Below are 24,084 nucleotides of genomic sequence, written 5' to 3'. Positions count from 1 at the left end.
CGTGTCCGTACAAAAATTGACCCTGCCCTCCCCGGCCAAGCTCAACCTGATGCTGCACATTCTCGGTCGCCGTGAAGATGGCTATCACGAGCTGCAGACGTTGTTTCAATTCCTCGACTATGGCGACGAGCTGACCTTCGCCGTGCGCGACGATGGCGTGATCAGGCTGCATACCGAATTCGAAGGCGTGCCTCACGACAGCAACCTGATCGTGAAGGCCGCAAAAAAACTTCAGGAGCAATCCGGCTGTCCGCTCGGCATCGATATCTGGATCGATAAAATCCTGCCCATGGGTGGCGGCATCGGTGGTGGCAGCTCGAATGCCGCGACAACTCTGCTGGGTCTGAATTACTTGTGGCAACTGGGTTGGGACCATGATCGCCTGGCCGCGCTGGGCCTAACGCTGGGTGCCGACGTCCCGGTTTTCGTGCGTGGGCACGCGGCTTTCGCCGAGGGCGTGGGGGAGAAACTCAGCCCGGAATACCCCGAGGAGCCGTGGTATGTCGTGCTTGTTCCGCAAGTATCTGTAAGTACAGCAGAAATTTTTTCAGATCCGTTGTTGACACGTAACTCTTCTCCCATTAAAGTGCGCCCCGTTCCCAAGGGAAACAGTCGAAATGACTGCTTACCGGTTGTAGCAAGGCGTTATCCAGAGGTACGTAACGCTTTGAATTTGTTAGGTAAATTTACCGAAGCAAAATTAACCGGAACTGGAAGTTGTGTGTTTGGGGGCTTCCCAAGCAAAGCTGAAGCTGATAAAGTCTCGGCCCTTCTTACAGAGACCCTTACAGGGTTTGTAGCAAAGGGAAGCAACGTTTCGATGTTGCATCGCAAGCTGCAAAGTCTGCTCTAAAGGAATCGAGTGTCAGGCACTCGTTGCAACAGATACAGGGGCGTCGCCAAGCGGTAAGGCAGCAGGTTTTGATCCTGCCATGCGTTGGTTCGAATCCAGCCGCCCCTGCCATTTTCCTATACTCATCCAGGTTACCCTCAGCCTCTAGGTACTGCGCGTGTCCAAGATGATGGTCTTTACGGGGAACGCCAACCCCGATCTGGCTCGACGTGTCGTACGTCAGCTGCATATCCCTCTCGGTGACATCTCTGTCGGTAAATTCTCCGACGGCGAAATTACAGCCGAGATCAATGAAAACGTTCGCGGTAAAGACGTCTTCATTATTCAGCCGACTTGCGCTCCGACCAACGATAACCTGATGGAACTCGTCGTGATGGCTGATGCCTTCCGCCGCTCCTCAGCGACTCGAATCACAGCTGTAATCCCTTACTTTGGTTATGCCCGTCAGGATCGCCGTCCGCGTTCCGCACGTGTGGCCATCAGCGCGAAAGTCGTTGCTGACATGCTGACCGTGGTAGGCATCGACCGTGTTCTCACGGTTGACCTGCACGCTGACCAAATCCAGGGGTTCTTCGATATTCCGGTAGATAACATCTACGGCTCCCCCGTATTGGTGGATGACATCGAAGACCAGCGCTTTGAAAACCTGATGATCGTGTCCCCGGACATTGGTGGCGTCGTGCGTGCACGGGCCGTTGCCAAATCCCTGGGCGTGGACCTCGGGATCATCGACAAACGCCGCGAGAAAGCCAATCACTCTGAAGTGATGCATATCATCGGTGATGTCGAAGGGCGTACCTGTATTCTGGTTGATGACATGGTCGACACCGCCGGCACCCTGTGCCACGCGGCGAAAGCCTTGAAAGAGCACGGTGCGGCCAAAGTCTTCGCCTACTGCACACACCCTGTGCTGTCGGGCCGAGCGATCGAGAACATCGAGAATTCCATGCTGGACGAACTGGTGGTGACCAACACCATCCCGTTGTCCGCTGCTGCTCAAGCCTGTTCGCGTATCCGTCAACTGGATATCGCACCGGTTGTTGCCGAAGCGGTCCGCCGCATCAGCAATGAAGAATCGATCAGCGCGATGTTCCGCTAAGGGTCAAACCTTCGGCACATCCCACTGACGAAAAGCGCCCCGCCCCGACATTCTGTTGGGGCGGGGCTTTTTTGCCCATGTCGAGGCCGGCGCTGGTCGCAAACGCCGCTCGATGATGGCTATTTTGGAGATACAAAATGACTGACTTTACTCTGAACGCCCAAGCGCGTACTGACCTGGGGAAAGGTGCGAGCCGCCGCCTGCGTCACGCCGCCAACATCCCAGCCGTTGTATACGGTGGTAACAAGCCTGCTGAATCCGTGACCATCCTGGCCAAGGAAATCGCCAAGCTGTTTGAAAACGAAGCGGCCTACAGCCACGTTATCGAGCTGAACGTCGACGGCGCCAAGCAGAACGTCATCGTTAAAGCGATGCAGCGTCACCCTTCCAAGCAATTCATCATGCACGCTGACTTCGTTCGCGTTGTAGCTGGCCAGAAACTGACCGCCATCGTGCCTGTGCACTTTGTGGGTGAAGAAGCTCCGGTCAAGAAAGGCGGCGAGATCTCGCACGTCCTGAACGAAATCGAAGTGACCTGCCTGCCGAAAGACCTGCCTGAGTTCATCGAAGTCGACCTGTCGGCTCTGGAAATCGGCGCTATCGTTCACCTGTCCGACCTCAAGGCACCTAAAGGCGTTGAGTTTGTCGCACTGGCTCACGGTGATGACAAAGCAGTTGCCAACGTTCACGCTCCACGCGTTGCTCCAGAAGCTGAAGAAGGCGCTGCAGAGTAATCCACTCTGTATTGCCGGAGCTTGAGGAAACATCGCGGACCGAAACGTAGCGAGAAAGCGGGCGATAACGCGGCGTTTACTCTTGAGTAAATGATGTAGTGTCGTCCACTTTCGCCGCACTCAGGTCTGGCGATGTTATCCACAACTCCAAAGGAAGGGCCCCTGTCGTGACTGCCATTAAACTGATCGTTGGCCTGGGAAATCCAGGCGCCGAATACGAACAGACCCGGCATAACGCGGGGGCCCTTTTTGTTGAGCGCATCGCCCACGCACAAGGTGTAAGCCTTGCGGCCGATCGCAAATATTTCGGCCTGACCGGGCGCTTTTCGCACCAGGGTCAGGATGTTCGTCTACTGATTCCCACCACCTACATGAACCGCAGCGGCCAGGCTGTCGCGGCGCTTGCGGGCTTCTTCCGGATCAAACCCGAAGAAATCCTGGTGGCCCATGACGAACTGGACCTGCCACCCGGCGTTGCCAAGCTCAAGCTCGGCGGCGGGCATGGCGGGCACAACGGCCTGCGCGACATCATCGCGCAGCTGGGTAATCAGAATAATTTCTACCGCCTGCGGCTCGGCATTGGCCACCCAGGCGTCGCCAGTATGGTTTCAAACTTCGTCCTGGGTCGTGCGCCACGCGCCGAACAGGAAAAACTCGATGCCAGCATCGACTTTGCCCTCGGCGTGCTGCCGGATATCTTCGCCGGTGAATGGAACCGCGCGATGAAAAACCTGCACAGCCAGAAGGCCTGACTCTTACCGAGGGGAAACACCATGGGATTCAATTGCGGCATCGTCGGCCTGCCCAACGTCGGCAAATCCACCCTATTCAACGCCCTGACCAAGTCCGGTATCGCAGCGGAGAACTTCCCCTTCTGCACCATCGAGCCCAACAGCGGTATCGTGCCGATGCCGGATCCACGCCTGGACGCCCTGGCGGCCATCGTCAACCCCAAGCGCATCCTGCCGACCACCATGGAATTCGTCGACATCGCCGGCCTGGTCGCCGGTGCGTCGAAAGGTGAAGGTCTGGGCAACAAGTTCCTCGCCAACATCCGCGAGACCGATGCCATCGCCCACGTGGTCCGCTGCTTTGAAGACGAGAACGTGATCCATGTCTCCAACAGCGTCGACCCGAAACGCGACATCGAGATCATTGACCTGGAACTGATCTTCGCCGACCTCGACAGCTGCGAGAAGCAACTGCAGAAAGTCGCGCGCAACGCCAAGGGCGGCGACAAGGACGCAGTGGTCCAGAAAGGTCTGCTGGAGCAACTGATCGCGCACTTCACCGAAGGCAAGCCGGCACGCAGCCTGATGAAGAACATGGGCGCTGACGAGAAGGCCGTGATCAAGGGCTTCCACCTGCTGACCACCAAGCCGGTGATGTACATCGCCAACGTCGCTGAAGACGGTTTCGAGAACAACCCGTTGCTCGACGTGGTCAAGGCCATCGCTGACGAAGAAGGTGCCATCGTGGTGCCGGTGTGCAACAAGATCGAAGCAGAAATCGCCGAGCTGGATGACGGCGAAGAAAAAGACATGTTCCTCGAGGCCCTGGGCCTGGAAGAGCCTGGCCTGAACCGCGTGATCCGCGCCGGTTACGAAATGCTCAACCTGCAGACCTACTTCACCGCCGGTGTCGAAGAGGTCCGCGCGTGGACTGTCAAGGTCGGTGCTACCGCACCACAGGCTGCTGGGGTGATCCACACGGACTTCGAAAAAGGGTTTATCCGCGCCGAAGTGATCGCCTACAACGACTTCATCCAGTTCAAGGGTGAGGCCGGTGCCAAGGAAGCCGGTAAGTGGCGTTTGGAAGGCAAGGAATACATCGTGAAAGATGGCGATGTGATGCACTTCCGTTTCAACGTGTAAGTGCTGGCAGCGATTTACACGGCAACTAAAAAGCCGATGCATTGCATCGGCTTTTTTGTGCACGTTTTTCAAGGTTAAACACATGTGTTTACTCTGAGTGTTTACTCTGTGCACGAGAAAATCGGCAAATAAACGTCATGGCAGCCTTTAAGTTCGTTCAGCTTTAACTTCTCGCTCACCACTGACAGCTTTTTCCTGCATCTGGCCTCGGCAAATTACGCTCTACTGAGCAGTACTGCATTGCAGCACTGCTAAGCAATAGTGGAGTGACTAACAGCATGTCTGCCTCTGACCATCAGGAAAGTGAAGTACGTATACCGTTCATTGAGAACCCCGATGTTTACGCCGCGCTCAAGACTACGGCAGCCTTGAATATTGACGTTCTTCTACTGGGTGAAACCGGCACAGGCAAGGACACTCTGGCACAGCGAATTCATCGTTTATCCGGGCGGCGCGGTCACTTTATCGCGGTGAACTGCGCAGCCATCCCGGAGACCCTGGCGGAGAGTCAGCTGTTCGGCGTCAACAGTGGCGCTTATACCGGTGCTATTCAGTCAAGGGCCGGATTTATCGAGGCGGCACACCTAGGCACCCTGTATCTGGATGAAATAGACAGCATGCCACTCACCCTGCAAGCCAAACTTCTGCGTGCGCTGGAATCACGTGGCGTCGAGCGTCTAGGGTCGACCCGTTTCATCCCGGTCGACATGCGCGTGATAGCATCCGCCCAGCAATCACTGAATGACATGGTCGAGCAAGGCACCTTTCGACGTGACCTGTACTTCCGCCTGAATGTCGTGACCATCAACCTCGCCCCGCTGCGAAGCCGACTGGAATACATCATTCCACTGTTTAAGGACATGGTTGCCCAAGAAGCCAAGCTCTTCGACTGCCCAATCCCCGCGCCGTCTGAAACACTGCTCCAGCAATTGCTGTGTCACCACTGGCTTGGCAACGTAAGAGAATTGCGCTCTGCCGCCAAGCGGTTTGTACTGGGCATGCCACCTCTTGGTTCATCGGAGGCGAATGCACAGATAATACCCCTGAAGATTAGGTTGCAGCAGTTCGAAAAATCATTGATCGAAGAATCGCTCAAACGTCATGCCGACTGTGTGGAGCATGTCGCCGCTGAGTTAGGCGTTGCCAAACGCACGCTGTACTACCGTTTGAAGTACTTGAACATACTTACATGACGCGATTGCTCGGCACCTGCATTTGCGACACATCTCGAAATAACAAATCATTTTCGCGCTGGAACCACCCCCCTGTCGTCCACCACCCATGTTTCGAGCGAAGGCTCTCTAGAGAAGGGCAAACACTCGGGCCTGACACTCGACACTTTATCAATATGAAAGGAAGGTACTTTTATGCCTATTGAACCTAACTATCCGGGCATTGGCGCAAATTATGGCGGCGTCGACAACGCAGAAGCAAAAATCATTAATGATCAGTTGCAGAGAGAAAAGAACGCGCAAAACATTAAGCAAACCGTCGACAGCATGCTGCTCGACTACAGCAACAAAGTGATGCAGCAAATCGGCTCTGCCCGGGCCTAAGCATCAAAACACTTGCCTCCTCTGTTCATTTACAGAGGGGGCGCTTTCTCGCTTTTGCCTGGGGAGCCTCAAATGCTTTCGAAAACCGAATGGGGCGCACAGCCTCAGATGCGTCTGCAAAAAAACGAAGCGACAACGCTTGTTGATAACTCCATCGATAGTCATTTTTTTGCGTCAGCGCTGATCGGGGAGAACCGCTCCCCCCCTTCGACGCCGGCCATCGGCACGTACTTTCTCGCCGAGCAATCGGTGTTCCTCAAATCCAAGAACGAGAAGTTTTCCAGAGGGTTGAAGGATCTGGCGCAAAGCAAGCACTCGATAAAATCGGTGGAAGTGCCCATGGCCCTGGTCGAGAGCAAAGAGCGCCTGACCGTGTCGGTGAAAATCATAAAACACTGCATTTCGATGGTAGAAAAAACCATCAACCTGCAGTAGGAAAGTTATGCGCAAACCTCTCGTCACCTGCCTGCTACTCACACTGGCACTGCTCCTGGCCGGCTGCGGTGAACGAATCGAACTGCACCGCCAATTGTCCGAACAGGAAGCCAACGATGTCATCGCCGAACTGGCAGACAAGCAGATCCGCGCCCAGAAAGCCTTGGAAAAGGATGGCGTAGTCGTTCGGGTAAAGAGCCGTGATATTGCCCGCGCGGTGCGAACACTGGAAGCTGCCGGCCTGCCGAAAATCGCGCGCTCGACCCTGGGGGATATATTCCGCAAGGAAGGCGTCATCTCTACACCGCTGGAGGAAAGGGCCCGTTACATCTACGCGTTGTCCCAGGAACTGGAAGCAACCCTATCCAACATCGACGGGGTCATCGTGGCCCGCGTCCACGTGGTACTGCCGGAACGGGTGGCGCCCGGCGAACCCGTACAGCCGGCATCAGCCTCGGTATTCATCAAACACGACCCCCGGCTGGACCCCGACAACATCAGGCCACGTGTGCGCAGAATGGTGGCCAGCAGCATTCCCGGTATGACCACCACGGCGGATAACCCGCAAAAACTCACCGTTACCTTTGTACCAGCGGCCGCTTATATTGAACGGGAGCGTCTAGTCTATCTCGGAGCTTTTCTGGTACCCGAAAACGACCTGATGTTCTGGCAAACAACCCTGACATCACTGTTTATAGTCTTGGTGCTTGCAGTCGCGGCGACCGTAGTCTGGCTTCGAAGGAAGCGCCACCCGACCCACGCTTCACCGAGCTTAGAATCCAATGGATGACCTGTTCAGGTGGGTCAATTGGTGGACCCGCCCATGGGAGCAGGCACAACATGGCTGGGCGCCGTTCGACCTCGCCTCACCCGCCGGCACTGCGATCTGCCGTGGCCAGCATGAGCGGGTCAGCCAGGCACTGGGCATCTCCCCTTGCCTGCCCGTTGAGCCATCACCTGCCCTGCTGCACCTGGTACTGGCGCCACCCGCAAAACGTGAACTGATGTTGGCCCTGGTCGATGGGATCTACCATCCTCAGCATGAACTATCGTTGAGCCCCGACCAACGCCAGTGGTGCGCCCGCCTGTCCCGGGCATTACCTGCCGTTCCCCATGAACCCGGCAACGACCCTCTGCACTATCTGCGCGCCTGGGTCGATCAGCCGATATGGCAGCGCCTGCGGCTCAGCTTCGCCCCGCAACGCGTTGATGCGCTGGAAGGCATCCCTGCGCCGCCACCCGGAAGCAAACTCGACACTGTCTGGCAGGCCGTCATATGGCGCGCTACCGCCCCGACCAACGATGCCCCCACTGCTGGCGAGACCCATTCCAATGTTGTACCGCTGCAAGATTAAACTGTCGACCCCCGCTGCAAGCTTGCCAAACGCTCTGATCCCCAGAGAGCTGCTTGCCGACAGCCTGCGTGCACAGCATTTGCTGAGCGACGCCCAGGCACAGGCTGAAGCGATCCTGCAACAAGCGCGTGAACAGAGTGAGCAGTTGCTGAAGCACGCACAGGACGAGTTTTGGCAGCGCGCCAACCGCCAACTTGAATGCTGGGAGACCGAGCGGCAGAACATGTGCGAGCAGCTTGAAAAAATCGCTACGTCAGTAACCCATCAGGTGGTGGGCAGTCTGCTGGAGCTGACGCCTCCCGCGGAGCGAATCAGCGCCCTGCTCAAAAAGCTGCTAGCCGCAGAAATACCCACCATTAACGCCACGCTGGCCTGTCATCCACAGGATCAGCCGGAGGTGGTGCAATGGCTGCAAATGAACAGCAATGCCCCCTGGAGTCTGCGTGTGGATGATCTCCTCAGCGTCCAGTCGCTGGTTCTGGAAACAGACGAGGGCAGCTTTCATATTGATTGGAAGTCGACCGTTGACAGCTTGTTCCTGTTGGAAATGCCACAGAGCCGCAAGTAGGGAATTTCCGACAATGTTCACACGCAGTCTTTCATGACGCCGTGTGTGGAACTGTTGCCAGGTATGAACCACATACATGGGCAATTCACTGGAGGATGCCCCATGACCTTTGATTATCGGCTGAGCCGACAGCATTACAGAGAGCTGGACACTGTCAAAAAACACATAGACCAAATGGGTAAGGCCGCCTACGAGGCGACCGATAATGAAACGTTCGCAGCACTGATGGATCAAGCGCTGGAGATGAAAATGACGTCGAACCAGCTTTTGACCTCTATACAGGCCATGACCAACTACAGGGCCGATCAGGGAAAGATCATCTTCGATGGCATCCCCTGATGGTGCGAGGCCGGGTGATGCAGGTACTCGTGAATCGACGACTCGGGGCTGTCACTGCCCGCCGACCATCACCCGTCTCACACGCTGCGCCCAAGACACGCGCCCGACTTCGCAGCATCCGCTCTCGTACCAAACAGAGAACCACTTATGAAGAACAAGACCTACAAGCCTGGCTGCTTGCGTTATGTCTCGTCCGGACTTTCGCAAAAACGCCCTGCCTGGCGCTACCTGCTCGCGCTGCCATGGCTGCTGACGCTTTCGCAAACCACATTGGCCGCCATCCCCAACGAATGGAAAAACACGGCCTACGCCTATGAAGCCGAGCACAAGCCCGTGCGGGAGGTACTTGAAGATTTCGCCCAGACGTTCGGTACGCAGCTTCAGATCGAAGGCCTGCTTGAGGGTTCGGTCAATGGAAAAATCCGCGCCAACACCCCTCAGTCCCTACTCGACAGACTGGGTGTGGAGCATCGCTTCCAGTGGTACCTGTACAACAACACGCTCTATATCAGCACGCTGGATCAGCAGCAATCCGCGCGCCTGGAAGTATCGTCGGAATCCATCTCGGACTTGAAGCAGGCACTGACCGATATCGGCCTGTTGGAAAGCCGCTTTGGCTGGGGCGAGTTGCCAGAGGACGGCGTCGTTCTGGTCTCTGGCCCCAGGGGTTACATAGAGAAGATCAAGCAGTTCAGCAGCCAGCGAAAGTCGGCAGATGAAAAGCAGAGCGTGTTGACCTACCCGCTGAAGTTCGCCAACGCAGCAGACCGCGTGATCGATTACCGGGGGGAAAAAATCACCATCCCAGGGGTTGCCACTATGCTGCGCGGGTTGTTGGAACCACGCCCGACGTCCGTCATGGCGACACGCTCCACAACCGCAGCGCAACCCTCGCCACTGGCTCCCACAACCGGCGCCCGGTTGAGCAACCCGCTGCTTGGGCAAATGCTGGGAACACCCGCGGGCGCGGGCTCATTGGACACCGGCGCGTCGCTCACTCCCCGCGCGCCGGTGAACGCCAGCAAAATCAGGGTCGAGGCGGATGTGCGCAATAACGCGGTACTGATTTATGACCTGCCCGAGCGCCAGGCCCTTTACAGAGAGCTGATCACGCAACTCGACGTGGCCCGCAAGCTGGTGGAAATCGACGCAATCATCCTGGATATCGAGCGCAGTCAATTGCGCGAATTCGGGGTCAACTGGGGGTTTCAAAACAGCCGTTTTCGAGGCGAATCGATCATGGCACCCGGCAGCTCTTCACAAATCAATATCGGCAATCGCGACCGTTTCTATGCTGAAATCCGCGCCCTGGAAAGCCGTGGCCTGGCCACTATCGTGTCGAACCCATCGGTGCTGACGCTGGAAAACCAACCGGCGGTGATTGATTTCAACCGGACCCAATACCTGGTAGCCGGCACAGAGAACGCGACTATTCTGCCCGTCACCGCAGGTACCAGCTTTCAAGTAGCCCCCAGGGTCATCACCAGCAAAGGCAGCCACCAAGTCCATTTGGTCGTGGATATTGAAGATGGCAATTTTAACGATTCCAACGTCTCAATCGGTGGACTGGATGTGCGCCGAGGCAAGGTGAGTACCCAGGCCGTAATGGCAGAAAAAAGCTCACTGGTGGTGGGTGGGTTTCACGTAACGGAAAACACCGACACCCAGAGAAAGGTGCCCGTGTTGGGAGACATTCCATTGCTAGGCAAGGCGTTGTTCTCCTCCACGAAACGCGAGAACAACCGACGGGAACGCCTGTTCATCCTGACACCCCGTGTGATCGGAGACCAAGCCGACCCTTCACGTTACCTGCCAAAAGCCGATCAGGCCGAATTACAGGCTGCACTAGCCCCCTTGGCCCGACGCAATGCACCCTACCCGCCAGTGATCCAGCGAAGCGAAATCACCAGCACGCTGGCGCATCTCGTGAGTGGCGAGGTGCCCAAGGCGTTCAAGGCGGCCGCGATGCCCCTGGGGTTGGATACATTGTGCTCGACACGTGAGCTGCTGGCTCTCAATACCCAGCGCAGCCAGTGGTATACAGGGCCACACTTCAACGTAGCAATCATCGTGTTGCGCAATCAGTTCAAACGCAATGTGCGCATTGATGAAAAGGAGTGCAGCAACGCTCAGACCCTGGCAGTAACCGTGTGGCCACGAGCCTGGCTCAAGCCGGGCGAAGAGGCTGAGGTTCTTATCGCCATGCGCCCCGTAGTGAAAGATGAACACATCGGCGTGCCCCGCCCGTCCCTTCTCACCCCAGCCCGGAAAGACATGCGATGAAACGCACCCTGTTCAGCGTCACTCTCATCATTACGGTATTGCTCAGCGTCGGCTGTACTGCAACGTGCAAAGGTGATTCATGCTCTCGTCCACAATCGAGCGAGTCTAAAATGGTGGTCTGGTGGCCGTCGCACATGCGTGCCGAGCCTGGCCCCGCAGGAGAACGTTCGGATTATCAGACGATCTCGCTGGAACGATGAGCCAATGCGGCTGGCCAAGCCTTCAGGTCCTGGCCAGTTGCACCTGACGTCGATTACCGCTGCGCAAGCTCGGGCAGTTCCAGGGTTTCGCGCTTGGCTTCATCGTCCAATTCACGCAGAGTCCGGTAGATCAGCGCCACAGCTTGCAAGGTTTCACGCGGGATGCCGGCACCCAGTTTCTTTTCATAGAGCGTACGCGCCAGCCATACGCACTGGATCACCGGCACATCAGCCGCTTTCGCCCGATCGATCAATGCGCGCGCTTGGTCATCGGTGCCCTTGTCCACCAGCAGCGGCAAAGGCGTTTTACCGGGTCGGTAATACAAGGCGACGGCAAAGTGTGTTGGGTTGACCACCAACATGTCGGACTCTTCCAACTTGGGCAGCTTGACCTGCGGTTCTTCCTGGGCGAGTTGATAAGCCAGTGAACGCCGTTGCCCTTTGATGTGAGGATCGCCCTCCGAGTCCTTGTACTCCTTCATCACCTCGACTTGCGTCATCCGCATGCGCTTGGCAAAAAAGTGTTTCTGCAACGCCAAGTCGATCAGCGCCAGCACCAGCAACAAACCCAGACAGGCATGCAGCAGGTGGCGAAATAAAATGATCAGGGCTTTGACATAACTCTGCAAGTCGCTGTTGGCCAGGTTGATCAACACGCCAAGTGAAGGGCTGATCACCACATAGAGGACCAATGCCAAAAGCACGGCCTTGGTCAGACTCATCAGCAGGTTCATCACCTGCTGAGCGGAGAACATCTGTTTGATCTGGCTGAGTGGGTTGAGACGGCTGAAGTTCAGCTTCAAGCTTTCGGGCGCAAACAGAACACCGAACTGCATCCAAGCACTGATCAATTTCACCGTGATCGCCACGGCGGCCATCATCAGGGCAAACGCAAAGAACATCAGCAGCGCTTCCAGCAGCACTTCTTCCAGCGCCCGTGCAAAGGGTTGGCCAATGCGGGACATGGGCAAGACCAACAGTTGCTGGAAACGCTGCATGCTGGGCTCGGCCGTGAACAAGGCTATCTCGCTCAAGGCGGTCAGTACCAACAGCTTGCCGACATCCTGGCTCTGCGCGACCTGGCCCTTCTGGCGCTGATCACGCAGTTTCTTGGGGGTGGCCGCGTGTTTTTTCTCACCTGAATCACTCATGATGCCGAGACCTGGAACATTGCAAGCAGGGATTGCTTGAGATCACCCAACAGGCTCATGCGCCCGACGATCAAATCCTGCAACAACGGCAGGTACAGAATCAGAATCATCAGGCCAGCCAGGCATTTGACCGGTGGTGCCAGAGTCGAGACTTGCAACTGCGGGCTATAAAGCCCCAGCAACGCAACGCCAAACTCCAGCAGCAGCAACACCGCTATAAATGGCGCGGCGTAGAGCATCATATGGGTGAACGTGTCCGCCAGCAGAGTGGTAAACACACTGAAACCGTTCACTCCAACGAAAGGTAGCCAAGCGGTCGGGGACCAGATTACATAACTGTCCCAGATCACTTGGGTCATCGCCCCGAGCCCGAGGGTGGCGATCAACAGGTAGATCGCCAACTGTTTGAACAGATGCCCCACCGGCGTTGCGTCCGGTCCCAGCGACGGGTTGAGTTGGCCACCGGCGAGCGCGCCGCGCTGGTTGTCGAGTAATGCCCCCACCGACTCGAACATCCAGAACGGCATGCTCAATAAGACCCCGAGCAAAAGGCCCAGAGCCACCTCCTTGAAAATCAGGGCACCGATCATCAGCAATGAGTAGTCGTGCGCTTTTAGCACCGTGTAAATGCCGGGAGCCGGAATCAGCCCCAGCACCATCACGATGATGTGCCGAGGCATACCACGCAGATGTTGAAAACAGAAGGCAGGCACCAGGAATACACAAGGATAGATTCGCGCCATAGCGACCAGAAGGCTGGGCAGGTAATCAATGAGTTGCAGCACGCGGGTTACCTCAGCTCAGCGCCGAACGGGCAATCATGTCGAACGTCAGGTTGATCAATTGCACCAGTTCCACACCAATCCAGCGCCCGGTCAGAATCAAGGTGACGCCCACAGCTACCAACTTCACACCAAAGGGCAGGGTCTGGTCTTGTATCTGCATCAATGCCTGCAGGAGGGAAGTCAGTACACCGATAACCACGGCCACGATAAGCGGGGGTGCCGACAGCACTACCACCAGCAACATGCCTTGCTTGAACAGCACGATCGGCTCCATAAGCTACTCAGAGATAAGAAAGGAACAGGCTGTCGAGCAAGCGTGACCAGCCCGAGACGAGTACGAACAACAACATTTTGAGCGGCAGCGAAATCGTCATCGGCGAGACCATTTGCATGCCCAGCGCCAACAGCAGGTTGGAGACGATCAAGTCAATGACGATGAACGGAATGTAGATCAGGAACCCTATCTCGAAACCGGCCTGCAACTGCGACAGGACGAAGGCTGGCATCAGCAGGATCAAGTCTTCGCGCTGAACCTCATGGGCCATTTCAGACGGCCACATTCGGACGGTGTTTTCCTTCAGGTGCGTCAGAATGTCCGGGTCGGTGTTGCGACTCATGAACGTGCGCAACGGTTGTATGGCTACCAGGCCGGTGGTTTGCATCGCGTGCACGCTGCTGAGGTCCAGAGGTGCCGCCTTCAGCGTCACGGAGATCTCGTAGCCTACGGGCGCCATAATGAATAGCGTTGCCGCCAGGGCAATGCCGTTGATTGCCATGCTCGGCGGTACTTGCTGCACACCGATGGCGTTGCGGGTGATCATCAGCACAATGACAACTTTCAGGAACGCCGTGCACACGACCAGCAACATCGGCATCAGCGACAGCCCACCGAGAAACAGGGCGAGTACGAGCGGGTCCACTCCCTGGAAAGTCATCGGGAAAACGTCATGCGGGACAGTTGCAAGCCGAGGCACCCGTCAACCTCGACCAACTGCCCCACGCCAATCGGGCGATCACCGTAGTAAAGCCCGGCCATGCCGGGTGCATAGCCGGAGATACCCAGCACGGCTCCGGGGGACAGGTTGCGCAACTCCCCCAGCGTCAGGTTCAAGGTTCCACACCGCACGTTGAGCGCCATGCTCAATTCATCGAACGGCTCATGGCCAAATACGTCCGCTACCGGTTGTTCATCCCCGGATTTCGGGAAGTCGTGTACTGCAAAGTCCTCGTCCACAGAGGTTTCCTCAAGAGATGCAAGTGTCAAACACAAATGCCCGGATGCATCGTCGATATGCCCATGCAGGCGGCGTTCACCCACCTGCAGATACCCGACACCCCGCGCGTTGAAAAAGGCCTGTTCGATTACCACGACATCGCCCGACCGAGCGGTGCGCAAATGAGCAATGGACAGTTGCAGCCGCCCCAGCGTTACGGCGATTGCCACCTGAAAACGCTCAGGCAGCGGAGCGGCGATCGAGCGCCATGGGCCGGCATCACACACCGCCAGAAAGCTCTCGTGAGTCAGCCACAGGTATGCCGAAACCTGGGACATCCCCAAGGTCACAGTAAGCCGGCAGCCAAATGGCAATGAGTGACTACCTCCCAGCAATCGCAGGTGCCCCAACAGCTTCCTGACCTGCGGGCTGAGGTGGTACAGGAACAGATCCCAGAACCACGAATCCGGATCGTTGTCGGCCAGGGCCAGCGTCACAGGGCACTCTCCCAGCAAGCTCAACAGCGGACCGGGCTCACTGAAACCCAGCACGCCGCAGGCCGTTTCGAAGCAGACAGGTGTAGCACTTCCTGGTGGTCGCCCAGGCTCCAGCAAGAGTTCACCCTGCTGGCTTGAGACCTGAAACGGCATACGTATGCCACAGCCCAACCGGCGCCGGGCCGCGACGGCCTCAGCCTTGACCTGACGTAACGCCAACAGCGGCATCATCATGCCGAGGCCATATGAACCAACGTGAGATCGACCGGCTGTCCCAACGTGTTGGCGATGCGCTCCTGACAACGCTGGCGCATGCCGCAGAGCCAGTTCGTCGTGCGATCGCACTCAGCGTCCAGTTCGACGCTCCAGACTCCCGGCTCGCGCCGGATACTGGCTTTGATGCGCCCTAGACGAGGCACGTACAGCACCACCTGCAGTGGCCACTGCGATGATCCTTGAAAATGGGGGGCCAGTTGTTCAGTCAACGATTCGAGCAGGGGGCTATCGTTCGCCATTTTCGTGCTCGCCGCAGAGCTGCCAACGTCGGTGGTGACCAGCAACGCAAACCGCAGCGCCTGCTCCAAGGGCACCACGGCGCTCATTCCCATCTCACGTGTATCACTGAGTTCACGCATGCGCTCAGTCTTGCCAATTGAAACCTGGGTCATGCTTGCTCCTGAGCCAATAAACCGGATAACTCTTGAAGTTTTTCCACCTCGAGCAAACAGCGGGTGACGTGCTTCTGGGCATCTCCTACCGCCAGCGTCTGCTGGTCTTTTTGCACGTGCAACGCTTGCAATTGGCTCTCCTCTCGTCGGGTGCTGGCAGACAGGTTGTGCTCTTGGGTGCTCCAGGCTTTCAGTGCCTGCAGTGTCATGACTTGGCCCTGATTCTCCTTGAGCAACTGCGCACACTGCCGCGCCTCTTCGCGTCGGCTCTGCTCAAGCGCCTCTTCAGCCTGTTCGATCTGTCGAAGCACAGTACGCTGGGCTTTCTTGGCGGCACTCAGTGCTCGCTCGGCACGGTCTGCCCGATGCCTGCGCAAGCGTCGCAATATCTCGACTTCAGCGATAAGCGATTCAGAAGGGCACATAAGCCGTCAGCTCCTTCAGTTGCTCCAGGGTCGTCGCGATGGGTGACGGCTCGCGCAGGTCCTGGCGCAAAAAGCTGTCGACCGCCTGGCGGCTGTCTACCGCCATATCAGTCAGGGCATCGCTGCCGGCTTGATACTCACCCAGCTTGAGCATCAGCTCGATCTGTTGATACGCCGACAACAGGCGCCGTAATGCCGTACCGGCCTGGATATCTGCAGAATCGGCCACATTGCTCAAGATTCGCGACAGGCTGGCCAGCACATCGACCGCCGGATAGTGTCCCCGCTCGGCCAATTTACGTGACAGCACGATATGTCCATCCAACAGCGACCGGACTTCATCCGCCACCGGATCGTTCATGGAGTCCTGTTCGATAAGCACCGTGTAAATCGCGGTAATCACGCCGTTGCGTGTCAGCCCGGCGCGCTCCACCAAACGCGGCAACAGGCTGTACACCGACGGAGGCAAACCACCGCGCCCCAGTGGTTCCCCGGCCGCCAAGCCAATTTCGCGCTGGGCCCGGGCAAACCGGGTCAAGGAGTCGATCAGCAACAAAACCCGTTGGCCCTTGCTTCGGAAGCCTTCGGCCAGGGCGGTGGCGGTAAAAGCGGCACGGGCACGCTCCATGCTGGACCGATCCGAGGTAGCGCACACCAGCACCGCCTTGGCACGCAGTTGTTCATCCAACTCATGGTCGAGGAACTCACGCAGCTCACGACCTCGTTCCCCGATCAGGCCGAACACAATGACATCGCATTCCACATTGCGCGCGATCTCGGCCAACAACGTGGTTTTTCCGCAACCGGCACCGGCAAACAATCCCACACGCTGGCCCTCGCCCAGGGTCATCAAGCCATCAATCGAACGCACTCCGGTGGCCAGCGCCCGACTGATCCGGGGCCGCTCCGTAGGCAACGGCGCTTCGCACAATACGGTTGTTGCGTCGGGCGTATCGACGCCGGCGAAGGCACTCGGGCCGTCGCCGACAATGGGTCGACCAAACCCATCCAGCACCTGACCCAGCAGCTCATCGCTGACCCGTACCCGATGGGGTACGCCGAGCCGCTCCACACTGGCCCCCACACGCACACCTTCAAGGTTGCCCAGCGCACTGAGCACTGCGTCCTGATGGTCAAAGCCGATGATCTCGGCAAGCATGTTCTCACCTGGATTTTTCTCGACCTGGCACAGATCTCCAATCCGCGCATGGGGCAAACGACACTGCAACAGCATGCCGTTGACGCGCTGGACCCGCCCCCGCATCGAAACAGGCGCGAAACGCGTCAGCGCCTCCGACTGCCTTGACTGCCAAGCCTCCAGGCGCTCCCGCAGCAGGTCGCTCACCAGCGCACCTCGTAGCGTTGCTCGCCGTCGAATACCACTTTGCTGTTATCGATCAATACCAGGCGCAAGCCGTCAATCTCATCGCCTACAAACAATCTATCCCCGGTTTCCAGCACAACGTGACCATTGGGTCCGCTGACAATCTGCAAAATCTTGAACGGAATCGTGCTGTCACGTACCCGTACACGGCTCATGACGGGCACTGCGGTTTCGAACTGCTCGCCAAAACGGATGAGCATGCGTGCGACCAGCTCCACGTCGTCTTGAGTGACTAAGCCGTCGAGTGCAATCTGGCCGTTGATCACTTGCAAACTGATGTGCTGGCCCAGCTCACGCTCGTTAAGCATCTTCAGCAGTATCTGGCGCACTTCGAACGGTGACGCGAGCTCGGTCTTGCTCGGCGCGCTCGGCATCAGCGACGCCTGGGCCGTGCGTTCCCCGGAAGAGACCATGCCGACAACCATGATGACGACCGCACACACCAGCACCAGGCTAAGCAAACGTTTTTGCTGGACCGAAGAGATAGAAGACAGCATCAGTGGCCGCGGCGGTTCAATGCTGGATGCAGGCGGCACGGCGCGGGGAACCGATGGTTGAGGCCAGGGCTGTTCGGCCAGGCTTACACACAAGCACACCCCACCCACCGAGAATAAGGCATTGAGTGGCAAGTGACCGATTTGCGCCAGCACCTGCCCATTGCTATCAGACAACAGCCCTGCCTTGGCTTGCACCGACCAACAGGCGTCGATCAGATGCAGGTGCGCATGGTGCTCGGCGATTCCCGGATCGCTGAGTACAAGGTCCGCATCCGCGTGTGCACCGATGCTCCACTGTTCACCGAACAGTGGCAGTGCCGCGCCCTGGTGCAAGCCGTCCAGAACTCGTAGCTCGTACATTATCGCGCCTCTCCCCGTGCGCACTGCAACGACCGACTCATGCCACTGCCCCACGCATCAACTCTTCCTGACCAAGATCAAAGCGCCCCAGTACCCTGACCTTGGAAGTACTTCCAAGCTCAGCAAAGGACAGCACCGGCACGTGGTTGAATTCGTCCAGCAACAAAGTGCGCAAAGGGCTGCGCAGGTCCTGCGCCACCAACATCACGCTCTTGGTCTTGGAGCGCTGGCTGAACGCCTGATTGAGCAGGTTGACCAGCGATGCGCTGCTGTCGTTGTCGAGGGCAAAGAACACTCCGGTCTGAGTCTGACGCAGTGCTTCACGCAGGATGTTTTCAGTCTGGGGCGACAGCAGCCAGGCATGCAGACCGTCAGGTTCGCTGTATTGGTGGAAAATCTGCGCCTTAAGGGCGATGCGCGCATAGTCGGCCAGCGCTTCCGGCTCACGTTCATGCTGGCCGTACTCGATCAGCGACTCAACAATCAAGCGCACCGCACGCAGCGGAACGCCTTCGCTGGCCAGACGCTGCAACACCGATGAAAACCTCGATAGCGGCATGATTCGCTGCAGCTCCTGCACCAGTTCGGGCTGGTTCTGTTCAAGCCAACTAAGGATTGCCTTGCTCTCCTGGATCCCAAGAAATCGGGGCCCACTGAGCATCATTGCGCTAGTCATGCGCTCAATGATCAGGCTTTGGGCGCTGAAGTGTTCAACCGCAGGGTCGTCCAGCAATGGATCATCCGGAGCGAACCACAGCCAGTCCTGTTCATCCCGCTCGACCATGCCCAGCTCAGCATGTTCCGGAGGCTCGGCCAGCGTCACCCTCTCGACGGCGACTCGTTCACTGAAGGTGGCCTTCATTACCGGAACTTCGTGGACGCAAAAACGCATTTCGTCGAGGGCCAGTGAATCGCTGAACTCCGCTTCGAAGGGGGGTAATGTCAAACCGATGTTGGCTACTAGCGCATTTCGCGCCTTGCGCACCCTCTGCACGATGTCAATGACCTGTGGCGTGCCATACAGCGCCGGGTTGAATTGAAGCAAGTAAGGCCGGGAAGGATCAAAGCCGCGCAGGTCTGCATCGCCGTTATCTTCCGGGCGAGCCGCGGTGCCCGGTTCGGCCGATGGGGCCTCCTGCTGCTGACGCTGGCGCACAAGGTAATAACCCAAGGAGCCGGTCATCATTGAGATAAGAATAAACACCCCGGTGGGCATGCCCGGCACCACCGCGAACGCGAGCATACCCACCGAAGCAATCACCCAGCTCTTGGGCTCGCTGGTCATTTGCCGGGCGATTTCGGCTCCCATATTACTGACGCCCTTGCGCCCGTCCGGCGCTACGCGGGTGATGATCATGCCGGCCGTCAAGGAGATCAGCAGGGCGGGAATCTGAGCAATCAGACCGTCGCCGATGGTCAGTACCGAATACAGCGCCATGGAGTCGGCCGCACTCAAACCGTGCTGAAACATACCCGTCGAAAAACCACCGAGCAGATTGACCACAACAATGATCAGGCCCGCAACAGCATCGCCCTTGACGAACTTCATGGCCCCGTCCATAGCGCCGAATAACTGGCTCTCGCGAGACAATTGCTCGCGCTTGTCCCGTGCTTGCCCACCGTCGATCAAGCCGGCACGCAGGTCACTGTCAATGGACATCTGCTTGCCAGGCATCGCGTCCAGGCTGAAGCGCGCTGCCACCTCGGCCACACGCTCGGACCCCTTTGTGATCACCAGAAAGTTCACCAGCGTCAGAATCAGGAAGATCACCATCCCCACGGCGAGGTTGCCGCCGACCACAAAATTGCCAAACGCCTCAACGATGTCGCCAGCGTCCTGCTCCAGCAGGATCAGGCGTGTAGTCGCAATCGAAAGCGCCAGGCGGAACATGGTGGTCAACAGCAGAATCGACGGGAAAGAGGAAAAAGCCAGCGGGCCCGGCAGATAAAGCGCCAACACAATCAACAGGCACGAGATGCAGATGTTGAGCGCGATCAGAATGTCCACCAGCCAGGTGGGCAGCGGCACGATGAAAATGAACACGATGGCCATCACCACCACGGCGCCCAGCACTTCGGCGCGCTGCGCGACTTTCAGCAAAAAACGGTTGATGGCCGACAGCGCAGTCACGCAAGAGTCTCCGGCGTTGCCGTGGCTTGCAGGTACTCACGCTCCATTTTCGTGAGTTCCCCCGCTCTTACCAACAGGTTGTGCAGAAGCTCCTCACGTGTCCGGTTGTCAAACCACAACGCCAGAGGGAACTTGTTGAATACCGCGTAAATGGCATTGAGGGCTATCAAGGTGCGGCTGAGTTGGCTGCCCGCTTCCAGTTCTTCCAACAGTCGTTGAAATTCCTGGGAGTCGATGCCTGTAGTGGTGTAGCCCAACAAGCGCTGCATCAGCTTCGACGTAACGCGCTCTATCCTCAGACGCTCGATCAATGCCTGGCACAGGGCAAATACTCCACCCAACTGCCAACAGCTTTGCAGGCCCAGGAGCAAGGTACGCAAATGCGCCGAGGGCAATGATGACACCTTCGCCGCGATATCGTCCGCCAAGGCTTTTTGCATCACCTTGAGCCCTTTTGAAAACCGTTCGTCACCGTATACATCCAGCAGTGCCTGCAGGATCTTCACCAGGGATTGGCGCGAAACCACGTTGGTGTAATAGAGCATTCGCAGCGCCTGACGCTCTTGCAGGTCGGCACATCCCGCCCGAAGTGCAGCCGCAGTATTCAGACCTGCCTGGATCTCCCCTCTGAAACGCGCCTCAAGCTTGATGATTGCATCGCGTGCCAAGGTTGCTTCGGTGCCCGACTGGGCTTCCACATTCTTGAGCACAATAAAGGTGAGAGCGGGGTCGCCCTCGCAAAGCCCCAGCAACTTTTCAACCCCGACAAGCATTCGCAGCTGCTGCTTGAATTGCAATGTGGCCATTGCCAACGTCTTCTTGGCGGGATGACCCCATTGATCATAAAGCTGGTTAAGCAACTGAACCGCAGCCACAGGCAGGATGAGCTGCCGCCGATTCAGTGCCCGGCTGCTGGCTCCCACTTCCTCGTTGAACAGAAGAGCCAGGTCATCGGCTACCTGGCTTGCAGTAGGTGTGGAGGTATGACTGACACTTTGCCGATCCTCGTTGCGAATTTTTTGCAGTTCGGAAGGGAAATCAACCATGACTGGACCTGAACAGGAAGAGTATTTCCCTGTGTGGCAAAAGCAGCCAAAGCAGTTCCATCAACAAATGGCCCACTGCACATTTGAAAAAACTTGCACAAGCCTTCAACGCTTTCTGCAAGCACTTGCACAAAAGCGCGCCAACAAAAAATATTTATCCATATAAATCAATAGATTATGAAATTTTTCCGCCTGGCACAGCCAGTGCAAATGGGGTTTTCGTCGACACCTTTCGACTGCGTCTACTCCAAGGAAAAATCCATGAATATCCCTATTGATGCTTTAGCGCACCTGGTTGGCAGCTCGCCTCAATTCATGCTTCACCTGACAGACGACCAGCAAAAAAAACTTCGCAGATTCATCCACAAGCGCGTACTCAACCCCGAAGATGCAGACGATCTGCTGCAATTGACGTATCTGGAAGCCTGGCGCAACCGTGAGCGTTTCAGCGGGAACGCCACGCTGAGCACCTGGATGTGCGGAATCGCGCAAAACCTCATACGCAACCACTTCAGGCGGCTGTACGCCAAGCCCGTGCATTGCGAATTCGACGAATCGCTATGGCATGGACAGGAAGAGAACCATAACTTGGACTGGGAATTTGAAATCAATCGGCGCCTGGAGAAAACCTTGAGCGCCATCGACCACCTGCCGATAGAGATGCGAAAGACGCTGTACGCCTCACTGGAAACAGACGGCAGCTATCAGGACACCGCCGACGCACTGGACATTCCGATCGGCACGGTTCGCTCGCGCCTCTCCCGGGCGCGTGAACAGCTTAAACGCGCCACTCACAACGCGAAGTTCCCTTAATATCAGCCCCCCGCGTTGGGCGGCAGGGATATCTGCCCAACGCGATCAGGCTTTTCTTGCTGTGCAGACGGGTGAATCGCGAACCACTCGTCGCCCGATCCGGCAATTTCGCTTAAACAGTTGAAAGCGTAGATAAAAATTCAAAATAAATACTTGACGCGTTGCCGTTCTACGCGAATAATGCGCGCCACTTGGCTACATAGCTCAGTTGGTTAGAGCATAGCATTCATAATGCTGGGGTCCGGGGTTCAAGTCCCTGTGTAGCCACCAAGTACCGATCCATAGATGTCTACAGCAGTCTATGAATCACCTCAAGAAGCCCGCCTAGTGCGGGCTTTCTTGTTTCTGGCTGTCCACCTCTATCTACCCCTATCCTTCCCCTCCGTGTATGCCCACGTGTATGCTTCATAAATAATTGAACTGAAGGCATACAAGGATGAAACGCACAGATATCAAGCGACGCCCTCTCGCTGACACGACACTTTCCAGCCTGGAGCCTGAGGCCGGGGCATACCGCGAACTAGACAGCCCAGGGCTGTATTTCAGGGTCAAGCCAAACGGCCAAAAGTCCTGGGAATTACGCTACAAGAAGCCGGACGGCAAATGGTCATGGCTTGGTCTTGGCGGATACCCGGAAGTGGGTGGCGCTTTTGCTAGACAGAAAGCGGCTGATCTACGCTCCGACGCATCGGAAGGTAAGAACCCGATCACCTCCAAGAAAGCTCGCCAAGCCGCCGAGATCGATGCGGCCAACGACACGTTTGAAGCATTGGCAAGGGAGTGGCACACGTCTCGCCTGAGCGGCTGGGACGCTGGTACGGCCAAGAGGATACTTGGCGCACTCGAACGCCATGTATTCCCCTCGGTCGGTAAACGTCCCTACACCTCTATCATGTCGATGGAGTGGATGGAGCTATTGAGAGGACTTGAGCGTCAGGGGATTCTGGAACAGATGAGCCGTGTGAGGGCTTACTGCAAAGATATCTATGACCTGGCTCGCGTGACCGGCAGAGCCGTCAACAACCCATTGGAGGGTGTGCATAAATTTCTGTCCTCGGGAAAGGCAGAGAATTACGCCCACGTCTCCCCCGATGAACTTCCGGGGTTACTTCGAGCGATACGCTCCTACCCCCACGCCAAAGATGTTCAGCTCGGCCTAAGGCTGTTGACCCTGATGGCTGTACGCCCCAGCGAACTCCGAGAAGCACATTGGGTAGAGTTCGATTTCGACAAAAAGCTGTGGACCGTTCCAGTCGAGCGCAAGGGTCGCAAGAAAGGTCGTGAGCACCTGGTGCCACTATGCACTCAAGCAGTGGAAGCACTATTAGAGCTTCGGCAACTAACCGGCGCTTATCCACTCCTGTTTCCAGGTAGGAGCGACCGCACTAAACCCCGCAGCGATACCGTATTCCTAATGGCACTCAGACGCCTTGGTTACGAGGGCCGCCAGACCGGCCATGGCTTCCGCCACATCGCCAGCACGATCCTCAACGAGCACGGATATCCAGCTGACCATATCGAGGCCCAACTCAGCCACAAGGCACAAGGTGTTCGAGGGATTTACAACAAGGCTCAGTACCTTGAGCAACGCACACAGATGATGCAGTGGTACGCCGATCATCTCGATTCCCTAGAGGCCGGGAATGTAGTGCAAGGTCAATTTGGGAAGGCAGTGTGAGAGCACTTATCCTGCCCCCCCCTCTAAATCCGGTGTAACGCGTGTTACTCGTGTAACGCAACTCGCCAAGTGCCTGAATTCATTGGCTTTCACGCCCGTTACACAGTTGAGCGACATAGCGTACATCGGATGTAACGCT

General features: G+C 57.1%; 28 protein-coding genes and 2 tRNA genes. 19 read left to right on the top strand and 11 right to left on the bottom strand.

The window, feature by feature from the left end; all coding sequences use genetic code 11:
• Position 1 precedes the first annotated feature (1 nt).
• The 15 genes from ispE to hrpT all read left to right on the top strand — a co-directional run bounded on the left by ispE (position 2) and on the right by hrpT (position 11,296).
• Entirely contained in the window at positions 2 to 853 is an 852-nt protein-coding gene (gene ispE / locus BFN10_RS19450) for a 4-(cytidine 5'-diphospho)-2-C-methyl-D-erythritol kinase (RefSeq protein ID WP_071491037.1), read from the top strand.
• 36 nt (positions 854 to 889) lie between these two features.
• Positions 890 to 964, top strand: a tRNA-Gln gene (locus BFN10_RS19445).
• 46 nt (positions 965 to 1,010) lie between these two features.
• Entirely contained in the window at positions 1,011 to 1,952 is a 942-nt protein-coding gene (locus BFN10_RS19440; RefSeq protein ID WP_003208392.1) for a ribose-phosphate pyrophosphokinase, read from the top strand.
• A 137-nt stretch (positions 1,953 to 2,089) separates the two neighbouring features.
• Entirely contained in the window at positions 2,090 to 2,686 is a 597-nt protein-coding gene (locus BFN10_RS19435; protein WP_071491036.1) for a 50S ribosomal protein L25/general stress protein Ctc, read from the top strand.
• A gap of 167 nt (positions 2,687 to 2,853) precedes the next feature.
• Positions 2,854 to 3,438 (top strand): aminoacyl-tRNA hydrolase, encoded by a 585-nt coding sequence (pth, locus tag BFN10_RS19430; protein WP_071491035.1) that lies wholly within the window; start codon positions 2,854 to 2,856, stop codon positions 3,436 to 3,438.
• A gap of 21 nt (positions 3,439 to 3,459) precedes the next feature.
• Positions 3,460 to 4,560, top strand: coding sequence for a redox-regulated ATPase YchF (gene ychF, locus BFN10_RS19425; protein ID WP_003171595.1), 1,101 nt, complete (start codon positions 3,460 to 3,462; stop codon positions 4,558 to 4,560).
• A gap of 278 nt (positions 4,561 to 4,838) precedes the next feature.
• On the top strand, positions 4,839 to 5,753 hold the full coding sequence (locus BFN10_RS19420; protein WP_071491034.1) for a sigma 54-interacting transcriptional regulator: 915 nt from the start codon (positions 4,839 to 4,841) through the stop codon (positions 5,751 to 5,753).
• A gap of 174 nt (positions 5,754 to 5,927) precedes the next feature.
• A complete protein-coding gene (locus BFN10_RS19415) occupies positions 5,928 to 6,116 on the top strand; it encodes a hypothetical protein (RefSeq protein ID WP_071491033.1) in 189 nt (62 codons plus the stop codon).
• 72 nt (positions 6,117 to 6,188) lie between these two features.
• Complete coding sequence (locus tag BFN10_RS19410; protein WP_071491032.1) at positions 6,189 to 6,551, top strand: hypothetical protein; 363 nt, start codon at positions 6,189 to 6,191, stop codon at positions 6,549 to 6,551.
• Between the two features lie 7 nt (positions 6,552 to 6,558).
• Positions 6,559 to 7,341 (top strand): type III secretion system inner membrane ring lipoprotein SctJ, encoded by a 783-nt coding sequence (sctJ, locus tag BFN10_RS19405; RefSeq protein WP_071491031.1) that lies wholly within the window; start codon positions 6,559 to 6,561, stop codon positions 7,339 to 7,341.
• The gene (locus tag BFN10_RS19400) at positions 7,334 to 7,906 is read left to right on the top strand and encodes a hypothetical protein (protein WP_071491030.1); all 573 of its coding nucleotides are present in this window, start codon (positions 7,334 to 7,336) and stop codon (positions 7,904 to 7,906) included. The genes sctJ and BFN10_RS19400 overlap by 8 nt, the downstream gene beginning before the upstream one ends.
• Entirely contained in the window at positions 7,884 to 8,474 is a 591-nt protein-coding gene (sctL, locus tag BFN10_RS19395; RefSeq protein ID WP_071491029.1) for a type III secretion system stator protein SctL, read from the top strand. Before BFN10_RS19400 ends, sctL begins: the two co-directional genes overlap by 23 nt.
• A gap of 102 nt (positions 8,475 to 8,576) precedes the next feature.
• Positions 8,577 to 8,813: a hypothetical protein gene (locus BFN10_RS19390; RefSeq protein WP_071491028.1), complete on the top strand. Its 237-nt coding sequence runs from the start codon at positions 8,577 to 8,579 to the stop codon at positions 8,811 to 8,813.
• 147 nt (positions 8,814 to 8,960) lie between these two features.
• The gene (gene sctC / locus BFN10_RS19385; protein WP_071491027.1) at positions 8,961 to 11,096 is read left to right on the top strand and encodes a type III secretion system outer membrane ring subunit SctC; all 2,136 of its coding nucleotides are present in this window, start codon (positions 8,961 to 8,963) and stop codon (positions 11,094 to 11,096) included.
• The gene (hrpT, locus tag BFN10_RS29770; RefSeq protein ID WP_083351535.1) at positions 11,093 to 11,296 is read left to right on the top strand and encodes an HrpT family type III secretion system protein; all 204 of its coding nucleotides are present in this window, start codon (positions 11,093 to 11,095) and stop codon (positions 11,294 to 11,296) included. The genes sctC and hrpT overlap by 4 nt, the downstream gene beginning before the upstream one ends.
• Before the next feature lie 53 nt (positions 11,297 to 11,349).
• Here the strand turns inward: hrpT and sctU are convergent, their stop codons facing one another.
• Genes sctU through sctW form a run of 11 tightly spaced genes read right to left on the bottom strand, consistent with a single transcriptional unit; the run spans position 11,350 to position 21,454 of the window.
• Positions 11,350 to 12,447, bottom strand: a complete 1,098-nt coding sequence (gene sctU / locus BFN10_RS19380) for a type III secretion system export apparatus subunit SctU (RefSeq protein ID WP_071491026.1) — start codon at positions 12,445 to 12,447, stop codon at positions 11,350 to 11,352.
• Positions 12,444 to 13,232 carry a type III secretion system export apparatus subunit SctT gene (gene sctT, locus BFN10_RS19375; RefSeq protein WP_071491025.1) on the bottom strand — a complete coding sequence of 263 codons (789 nt, stop codon included), beginning with the start codon at positions 13,230 to 13,232 and terminating at the stop codon, positions 12,444 to 12,446. The genes sctU and sctT overlap by 4 nt, the downstream gene beginning before the upstream one ends.
• A gap of 10 nt (positions 13,233 to 13,242) precedes the next feature.
• Positions 13,243 to 13,506: a type III secretion system export apparatus subunit SctS gene (gene sctS / locus BFN10_RS19370; protein WP_071491024.1), complete on the bottom strand. Its 264-nt coding sequence runs from the start codon at positions 13,504 to 13,506 to the stop codon at positions 13,243 to 13,245.
• A gap of 7 nt (positions 13,507 to 13,513) precedes the next feature.
• A complete protein-coding gene (gene sctR / locus BFN10_RS19365) occupies positions 13,514 to 14,167 on the bottom strand; it encodes a type III secretion system export apparatus subunit SctR (RefSeq protein ID WP_071491023.1) in 654 nt (217 codons plus the stop codon).
• Complete coding sequence (locus BFN10_RS19360; protein ID WP_071491022.1) at positions 14,164 to 15,177, bottom strand: FliM/FliN family flagellar motor switch protein; 1,014 nt, start codon at positions 15,175 to 15,177, stop codon at positions 14,164 to 14,166. The genes sctR and BFN10_RS19360 overlap by 4 nt, the downstream gene beginning before the upstream one ends.
• Positions 15,174 to 15,611, bottom strand: coding sequence for a type III secretion system HrpP C-terminal domain-containing protein (locus BFN10_RS29510; RefSeq protein WP_071491021.1), 438 nt, complete (start codon positions 15,609 to 15,611; stop codon positions 15,174 to 15,176). The genes BFN10_RS19360 and BFN10_RS29510 overlap by 4 nt, the downstream gene beginning before the upstream one ends.
• Complete coding sequence (locus BFN10_RS19350; protein ID WP_071491020.1) at positions 15,608 to 16,036, bottom strand: type III secretion protein; 429 nt, start codon at positions 16,034 to 16,036, stop codon at positions 15,608 to 15,610. The genes BFN10_RS29510 and BFN10_RS19350 overlap by 4 nt, the downstream gene beginning before the upstream one ends.
• On the bottom strand, positions 16,023 to 17,381 hold the full coding sequence (locus BFN10_RS19345; RefSeq protein WP_071491019.1) for a FliI/YscN family ATPase: 1,359 nt from the start codon (positions 17,379 to 17,381) through the stop codon (positions 16,023 to 16,025). Before BFN10_RS19345 ends, BFN10_RS19350 begins: the two co-directional genes overlap by 14 nt.
• A complete protein-coding gene (locus BFN10_RS19340; RefSeq protein ID WP_071491018.1) occupies positions 17,378 to 18,277 on the bottom strand; it encodes an FHA domain-containing protein in 900 nt (299 codons plus the stop codon). The genes BFN10_RS19345 and BFN10_RS19340 overlap by 4 nt, the downstream gene beginning before the upstream one ends.
• A 37-nt stretch (positions 18,278 to 18,314) precedes the next feature.
• Positions 18,315 to 20,408: a type III secretion system export apparatus subunit SctV gene (sctV, locus tag BFN10_RS19335; protein WP_071491017.1), complete on the bottom strand. Its 2,094-nt coding sequence runs from the start codon at positions 20,406 to 20,408 to the stop codon at positions 18,315 to 18,317.
• Entirely contained in the window at positions 20,405 to 21,454 is a 1,050-nt protein-coding gene (gene sctW / locus BFN10_RS19330) for a type III secretion system gatekeeper subunit SctW (protein ID WP_071491016.1), read from the bottom strand. Before sctW ends, sctV begins: the two co-directional genes overlap by 4 nt.
• On the opposite strand from sctW, the gene BFN10_RS29505 reads away from it, so the two are divergent.
• From BFN10_RS29505 to BFN10_RS19315, 4 genes are all read left to right on the top strand, one after another.
• A complete protein-coding gene (locus BFN10_RS29505; protein WP_156792152.1) occupies positions 21,453 to 21,620 on the top strand; it encodes a hypothetical protein in 168 nt (55 codons plus the stop codon). The two genes, sctW and BFN10_RS29505, sit on opposite strands and share 2 nt — an antisense overlap.
• Before the next feature lie 95 nt (positions 21,621 to 21,715).
• Entirely contained in the window at positions 21,716 to 22,267 is a 552-nt protein-coding gene (locus BFN10_RS19325; RefSeq protein WP_071491015.1) for an RNA polymerase sigma factor, read from the top strand.
• A 193-nt stretch (positions 22,268 to 22,460) separates the two neighbouring features.
• Positions 22,461 to 22,537 (top strand) — tRNA-Met (locus tag BFN10_RS19320).
• Positions 22,538 to 22,703: 166 nt separating this feature from the next.
• A complete protein-coding gene (locus BFN10_RS19315; protein ID WP_071491014.1) occupies positions 22,704 to 23,945 on the top strand; it encodes a tyrosine-type recombinase/integrase in 1,242 nt (413 codons plus the stop codon).
• Positions 23,946 to 24,084: the final 139 nt, after the last annotated feature.

Source organism: Pseudomonas extremorientalis, assembly GCF_001870465.1.
Classification (GTDB): domain Bacteria; phylum Pseudomonadota; class Gammaproteobacteria; order Pseudomonadales; family Pseudomonadaceae; genus Aquipseudomonas; species Aquipseudomonas extremorientalis.
Note: the sequence above shows the minus strand (reverse complement) of the source record. Positions and strands in the feature narration are given on the sequence as shown.